This is a genomic window from Streptomyces sp. LS1784, assembly GCF_020103755.1.
In the GTDB taxonomy this organism is placed as follows: Bacteria; Actinomycetota; Actinomycetes; order Streptomycetales; family Streptomycetaceae; genus Kitasatospora.
The window spans coordinates 1-6,820 of sequence record NZ_JAHSQD010000448.1; the positions used below are offsets into that span (position 1 = coordinate 1).

Annotated in this window: 6 protein-coding genes; 4 read left to right on the top strand and 2 right to left on the bottom strand. The window is 73.4% G+C overall.

Annotated features, from left to right (window positions below):
* A partial coding sequence (locus tag KS423_RS34170) for an ATP-binding SpoIIE family protein phosphatase (RefSeq protein WP_224283638.1) occupies window positions 1-1,430 on the top strand: 1,430 nt, incomplete at its 5' end.
* Window positions 1,431-1,475: 45 nt separating this feature from the next.
* Here KS423_RS34170 and KS423_RS34175 read toward each other — a convergent pair.
* Window positions 1,476-3,671: an MMPL family transporter gene (locus KS423_RS34175; RefSeq protein WP_224283639.1), complete on the bottom strand. Its 2,196-nt coding sequence runs from the start codon at window positions 3,669-3,671 to the stop codon at window positions 1,476-1,478.
* Between the two features lie 124 nt (window positions 3,672-3,795).
* Between KS423_RS34175 and KS423_RS34180 the strand changes: the two genes are divergently transcribed.
* On the top strand, window positions 3,796-4,425 hold the full coding sequence (locus tag KS423_RS34180) for a TetR/AcrR family transcriptional regulator (protein ID WP_224283640.1): 630 nt from the start codon (window positions 3,796-3,798) through the stop codon (window positions 4,423-4,425).
* 4 nt (window positions 4,426-4,429) lie between these two features.
* On the opposite strand, the gene KS423_RS34185 is transcribed toward KS423_RS34180, so the two are convergent.
* Window positions 4,430-5,380, bottom strand: coding sequence for a LysR substrate-binding domain-containing protein (locus KS423_RS34185; RefSeq protein ID WP_224283641.1), 951 nt, complete (start codon window positions 5,378-5,380; stop codon window positions 4,430-4,432).
* A gap of 189 nt (window positions 5,381-5,569) precedes the next feature.
* On the opposite strand from KS423_RS34185, the gene KS423_RS34190 reads away from it, so the two are divergent.
* Both KS423_RS34190 and KS423_RS34195 read left to right on the top strand, forming a co-directional pair.
* Complete coding sequence (locus tag KS423_RS34190) at window positions 5,570-6,121, top strand: peroxiredoxin (RefSeq protein WP_224283642.1); 552 nt, start codon at window positions 5,570-5,572, stop codon at window positions 6,119-6,121.
* 3 nt (window positions 6,122-6,124) lie between these two features.
* Window positions 6,125-6,667 carry an alkyl hydroperoxide reductase gene (locus KS423_RS34195; RefSeq protein ID WP_224283643.1) on the top strand — a complete coding sequence of 181 codons (543 nt, stop codon included), beginning with the start codon at window positions 6,125-6,127 and terminating at the stop codon, window positions 6,665-6,667.
* Window positions 6,668-6,820 lie beyond the last annotated feature (153 nt).

Here is a 6,820-nt window from a genome sequence, read left to right on the forward strand (position 1 = left end):
CCGATCTGGTGACCCGCGGCGGGGCCCTCGCCCACGCCCTGCTGAGCCGCCGCCCCGCCGAGCCGGCCGTCCTCGGCACGCCCTCCGCCGAGCGCGCCGAGACCCTGCTGCGCGAGCTGTACGGCTCCCGCGGGGTGGCCCGGCTGGCCGCCGGCACCTCCGTCCTCGCCCTGCCGCTGCGCGGCCGCAAGGCCGTGCTCGGGCTGCTGATACTGATCCGCCGCCCTCCCGAACGCACCGGCCGCCCGGTCTTCGACGCCGCGGACACCGCGACCGCGGCGCACCTCGCCACCCAGGCCGGGCTGGCCGTGGACACCGCGCTGCGCTACGCCCGCGAGTGGGAGATCGCCAACGAGCTCCAGCGCAGCATGCTGCCGCTGCGCCTGCCGCAGTCGCACGGCGTCCGGATCGCCCAGCGCTACCTGCCGGGTGAGCGCGGCGCGCAGGTCGGCGGGGACTGGTACGACGCCGTCCCGCTGCCCGGCAACCGGGTCGCCCTGATCGTGGGCGACGTGATGGGCCACTCGCTCACCTCGGCCGCCATCATGGGCCAGCTGCGCACCAGCGCCCAGACCCTGGCCGCCCTCGACCTGCCGCCGCACGAGGTGCTCTACCACCTGGACGAACAGGCCCAGCGGCTCGGCCGTGAACAGCACCTGGCCACCTGCGTCTACGCGGTGTACGACCCGATCGCCAACCGGGTGGTGATGGCCAACGCCGGGCACGTCCCGCCGGTGCTGGTCCGCCCGGACGGGACCGCCGAGCTGGTCGAGCTGGACTCCGGGGCGCCGATCGGCGTCGGCGGGGTGGACTTCAACTCCGTCGAGCTGCCCGCACCGCCCGGCTCGGCGCTGCTGTTGTTCACCGACGGCCTGGTGGAGACCCGCACCCGCCCGATCAGCGACGGCCTGGAGGTGCTGCGCGCCCGGATCGCCGCCGCCCGCTGGCAGTCCCCCGAGCAGCTGTGCCAGGAGGCGCTGCGGATCCTGCCGCCCGGCGACCGCGGCGACGACATCGCGCTGCTCGGCGCCTGCTTCGACGGCATCCCGGCCGGGGACGTCGCGCACTGGTACCTCCAGCCGCGCAACGAGACGCCGGGCCGGGCCCGTCGGCTGGCCGCGCACACGCTGCGCCGCTGGGGGCTGGACGAGCTCAGCGAGGGGACCGAGCTGATGGTCAGCGAGCTGGTGACCAACGCCGTCCAGCACGCGACCCGGCCGGTCACCCTGAGCCTGGTGCGCACCACCCGGCTGCGCTGCGAGGTCGGCGACGACAGCCCGCTGCTGCCGCGCCCGCGCCGCACCGGGCCGGAGGACGAACGCGGGCGCGGGCTGCAGATAGTCGCCCGGTGCGCGGACCGCTGGGGCGCGACCAGGCTGGGCACCGGCAAGGTGGTCTGGTTCGAGCAGCGGCTGCCCGTACAGACGTGACGGCGCCCGGCGGGAGGGTTCCCGCCGGGCGCCTCGTACGGGCCGTCAGACCCGGGTCGGCTCCTTGGCCGGCTCCTTGGCCGGCTGCTCCGCCAGCCGGGCGATCAGCTGCTCGCCCTCCATGTCCACCCGCGGCACGACCTTCTCCAGCCGCTTCGGGAACCACCAGGCGGCCTTGCCGAACAGCGCCATCGTGGCCGGCACCAGCGCCATCCGCACCACGAAGGCGTCCACCAGCACGCCCACCGCGAGGGCGAAGCCGATCGGCTGGACGATCGGGTCGTGGCCGAAGACGAACGAGCCGAACACCGCCACCATGATCAGCGCGGCCGCGGTGACCACCCGGGCCCCGTTCCGCACCCCGGCCACCACGGCCTCGCGCGGGGCCGCGCCGTGGACGTGCTGCTCCTTCATCCCGGAGACCAGGAACAGCTCGTAGTCCATCGCCAGCCCGAACAGCACGCCGATCAGCAGGATCGGCACGAAGCTCACCACCGGCCCGACCTTGGGCACGTCGACCAGCCCGTCCAGCCAGCCCCACTGGTAGACCGCGACCACCGCGCCGAGCGAGGCGGTGATGCTGAGCAGGAACCCGGCCACCGCCTTGAGCGGGACGAGCACCGAGCGGAACGCCAGCGCCAGCAGCACCACCGCGATCCCGGCGATCACCGCGAGGAACGGCGGCAGTGCCTGGCCGAGCTTGGTGGAGACGTCGATGTTGGCGGCCGTGGTGCCGGTGACGGCGATGTCCGCGCCGGTCGCCGACTTCAGCTCCGCCTTCTGGCCGCGGATCTCGTTGACCAGCGCCTTGGTGTCCTCGTGGTCCGGGCCGGTCCGCGGGATGACGGTCACCAGCGCGGTGCGGCTCGCCTGGTCGACGGCCGGCGGCAGCAGCGTGCCGACGCCGTCGAGGGTCCGGAGCTTCGCGGCCACGCCCTGCACCGCCTGCTCGGGCTGCGGAGCCCCGTGGGCGTCCACCACGACCACCAGCGGCGCGTTGAAGCCCGGCCCGAAGCTCTCGCCGACCAGGTCGTACGCCTTGCGCGCGTCCGTCCCGGCGGCCTGCGAACCGGCGCTCGGCAGACCGAGGTCCAGGCTCGCGGCGGGCACCGCCAGGGTGCCCAGCCCGGCCAGTGCGACCAGCAGGACGGGCAGCGGGCGGCGGACCACGAAGCGGCCCCAGCGCTCGCCCAGGGTGGTGCGGCCGTTGGCGGTCAGGGCCCGCTTCCAGATCGGCAGCCGGTCGATGGCCCGGCCGGTGAATCCCAGCACGGCGGGCAGCAGCGTGATCGCGACCAGGACGGCCACCACCACGGCCCCGGAGGCGGCCAGACCCATCACGGTGAGGAAGGGGACGCCCGCGACGGCGAGTCCGGCGAGCGCGACGACCACGGTCAGGCCGGCGAAGACGACGGCGCTGCCGGCGGTCGCGGTGGCGCGGGCTGCGGCCTCCTCCGGCTCCAGGCCCTCGTCCAGGTGGCGGCGGTGCCGGAAGAGGATGAACAGCGCGTAGTCGATGCCGACGGCGAGGCCGACCATCAGGGCCAGCACCGGCGCGGTGGTGATGATCTCGAAGGAGCCGGTGAGCGCCAGCAGGCCGGCCATCGTCACGCCGACGCCGACCAGCGCGGTCAGCAGCGGCAGCCCGGCGGCGACCAGCGTGCCGAGGGTCACCACCAGCACCAGCCCGGCCACCACCAGGCCGATCGCCTCGCTGCCGCCCTCGATCCGGGCCATCGTGTTGTACGCGTCGCCGCCGAAGGCCACGTCCAGCCCGGCCGCGCGGGCCGGCTCGGCGGCGGCCTTCACGGCGTCGCGCTGCTGGTCGGTGACGTCGGCGAGCTTGTGGTCGAACGAGACCAGCGCGAGCGCGACCTTCCCGTCCGGCGAGAGCGCGCCGGTGGCGTACGGGTCCGGCACCGCGGCCACGCCCGGCACCTGGGCGATCCGGGCGACGGCCTCGCCGACCGCCCGGCCCGCCTCGGGCGTCCCGATGCCGCCGGGCGCACCGGCGGAGAAGACGACCTGCGCGGAGCCGTGGCCCTGCGCCGGGAAGGTGTCCTTGATCCGGTCCAGGGTGGCCTGCGCCTCGGTGCCCGGGACCTTGAACTCATCGGTGGTCTTGCCGGCGAAGGCGCCCGCGGCCCCGCCGATGGCGATGAGCAGGGCGATCCAGACGGCGACGACGGCCCGTCGTCGCCGGAAGCAGTATCGGCCCAGTCGGTACAGGTACGTGGCCATCGGCGGTCCCTCGGGTCGGTCAGGGCAGGTCGCGTCCCACCGTAGACCGAACTTTGTCGGGTGACAAAGTTGACCGACAAGATCATGCGACACAGTTGCCCGCTCGTGGCGCTACCCTGGCTGGATGGCTCACGTCCCCGCCTCCGAACGCCGACCGCAACTGGTCCAGGCCGCGATCGACCTGATGACCAGGGAGGGAATCGCGGCCGGCAGCACCCGCGCGATCGCGGCCGAGCTGGGCGTGGCACAGGCGACGGTGCACTACACCTTCGGCACCAAGAAGGACCTCTACCGGGCGGTCGTCCAGCAGCTGAAGTCCGACTTCGTCGGCGAGGTGCGCGCCGCCTCCCCCGGCGACGGCGCGTTCGGCGAACAGGTCCGCACCCTGGTGCACGCGCTCTGGGAGGCCGCCACCGGCGAGCACGGGCGCTGCGTGCTGCTGAGCGAGTTCGGGGCGCTGGCCATGCGCGACCCGGACATGCAGGAGATCATGCTCGGGCTCCAGCACGACATCGAGGGCACCGCCACCGAGATGCTCAGCGCCCTCGCGGCCGCCCACGGCCTGCCCCTGGCGCTGCCCGCCCGCCGGATCGCCGTCCACTTCCTCAGCGGCTTCGACGGCCTGACGGCCCGCCACCTCACCCTGCACCGACCCGGCGAACGCCCCGACCAGGACACCCTGGAGGCGCTGGAGCTCCTGGTCGCGACGACGGTCGGGCTCTGTCTGGGCACCCCGGCAGCGGAACTCCGCTAGGGCCCTAGGAGGCGATCCGCACCGGCAGCTCGACCAGCACCTCGCGCAGCGCGGCCGCGAAGCGCTCGTACTCGGCGCTGCGGGCCGAGCCCGGCCGGACGGCCAGCCCGATCCGGCGGCCGGGCGCCGGGGCGGCGAAGCGGACGGCGGCCAGCCGATCGGTGCGCCCGGCCTCGACGTCCAGCGCGGTGGCGGGCAGCAGGGTCACCCCGAGGCCCCCGGCGACCAGCTGGACCAGGGTGGACAGGCCGGCTGCGCGGGTGGTCGAGCCCACCGGGGCCGCGCCGACCTCGCGGCAGATGTCCAACGCCTGGTCGCGCAGGCAGTGACCCTCCTCCAGCAGCAGGACTTCCAGGTCGAGCAGCACGTCGCGCGGCACGTCGATCCGCCCGGCGAGCGGGTGGCCGGGCGGGGTGAGCAGGACGAAGTCCTCGTCGAACAGCGGGATGTCCCTGGTCGGCGAGGCCCCGCCGGCCGGCAGCGCGAGCAGCAGGACGTCCAGCCGCCCGGCGGCCAGGCCCTCCAGCAGCGACGGGGTGCGCTCCTCGTGGACGTGCAGCTCCAGGTCCGGGAAGCGGTCGCGGACCAGCCGCAGCACGGTGGGCAGCAGGTAGGGCGCGACGGTCGGGATGACGCCCAGGTGCAGCGGCCCGGTGAACGGGCGGCGGGCGGCCTCGACCTCCTCGGTGAGGGCCTGCAGCGAGGCGAGCACCCGACGGGCGTGCTGGTGCACGCGCTCCCCCAGCGGGGTGACGATCACCTTGCGCGTCGTACGCTCGACCAACTGCGCGCCCAGCGACTCCTCCAGCGCCGCGACCGCCCCGGACAGTGCGGGCTGACTGGTCCCGGTGGCGGCGGCGGCCTCCCGGAAGTGCCGGTGCTCGGCCACCGCGACGAAGGCCCGCAGCTGGGCGACGGTCGGGGTGCGCGGGCTGCGGACTGTGGTGCTCGCCACAGTCGGATCGGTCTTGGCGCCGGCGCCCTTGCGGGGGCCCGGCCGCGACGTGGGAGTTTCGGTACTGATAGCAATCTCCGATCAGACATATCCAGTCTAGCTATTTCCCTGATCAGTCCACGATGTGGAATGGTGGGTGTTGTCCGGAATCCGGACAAACTCCCCTCATCTATTTCAGGAGAAGCGAACGTGCTCACGATCGGTGACAAGTTCCCCGAGTTCGACCTCAAGGCCTGTGTCGACCTGGATGCCGCGAGCGCCTTCGCCGACATCAACCACAAGTCCTACGAGGGCAAGTGGAAGGTCGTCTTCTTCTGGCCGATGGACTTCACCTTCGTCTGCCCGACCGAGATCGCCGCGTTCGGCAAGCTGAACGACGAGTTCGCCGACCGTGACGCCCAGATCCTCGGTGTCTCCGGCGACTCCGAGTTCGTGCACCACGCCTGGCGCAAGGACCACAAGGACCTGCGCGACCTGCCCTTCCCGATGCTGGCCGACATCAAGCACGACCTGATGCGCGACTGCGGCGTCGAGAACGAGGACGGCACCGCCCAGCGCGCCGTCTTCATCGTCGACCCGAACAACGAGATCCAGTTCGTCATGGTGACCGCCGGCTCCGTCGGCCGTAACCCCAAGGAGGTCCTGCGGGTGCTGGACGCCCTGCAGACCGACGAGCTGTGCCCGTGCAACTGGAACAAGGGCGAGGACACCCTCGACGCCCAGGCCCTGCTGGCGGGCTGACCCATGGCTCTCGACGACCTGAAGGCCGCCCTCCCGGACTACGCCAAGGACCTCAAGCTCAACCTGGGCTCGGTCATCGGCAACTCCGACCTCCCCGCCCAGCAGCTCTGGGGCACGGTGCTGTCCTGCGCGATGGCCACCCGCAGCCCCGGTCTGCTGCGCGAGCTGGAGCCCGAGGCCAAGGCCAACCTCTCCCCGGAGGCGTACACCGCCGCCAAGGGCGCGGCCGCGATCATGGGGATGAACAACGTCTACTACCGGACGCTGCACCTGCTCTCCGACAAGGAGTACAGCACGATGCGGGCCGGTCTGCGGATGAACATCATCGGCACCCCGGGCGTCGAGAAGGTCGACTTCGAGCTCTGGTGCTTCGCGGTCTCGGCCATCAACGGCTGCGGGCAGTGCCTCGACTCGCACGAGGCCGTCCTGCGCAAGGCCGGCGTCGAGCGCGAGGTCGTCCAGGCCTCGATGAAGATCGCCGCCGTCCTCCAGGCCGTGGCCGGCGTCCTCGACTCCGAGGCCGCCCTGGCCGCCGCCGGCGCCTGACGTACCCCGGCACCCCGACGGGCCCCTCCCGGACACCACGTCCGCGAGGGGCCCGTCGTCGTTCTCCCCGGCCGGCGGGGCCGGTACGGCCGGGCCGACCGGTGGCGGGGTCAGTCGGTGGCGGGCGCGGCCGACGGGGTGCTCGGAAGGGCG

Excerpts from the sequence above, each read along its gene's own strand:
- KS423_RS34180 (WP_224283640.1), top strand. The coding sequence starts at position 3,796 with ATGGCTCACGTCCCCGCCTCCGAACGCCGACCGCAACTGGTCCAGGCC.
- KS423_RS34175 (WP_224283639.1), bottom strand. The coding sequence starts at position 3,671 with ATGGCCACGTACCTGTACCGACTGGGCCGATACTGCTTCCGGCGACGA.
- KS423_RS34195 (WP_224283643.1), top strand. The coding sequence starts at position 6,125 with ATGGCTCTCGACGACCTGAAGGCCGCCCTCCCGGACTACGCCAAGGAC.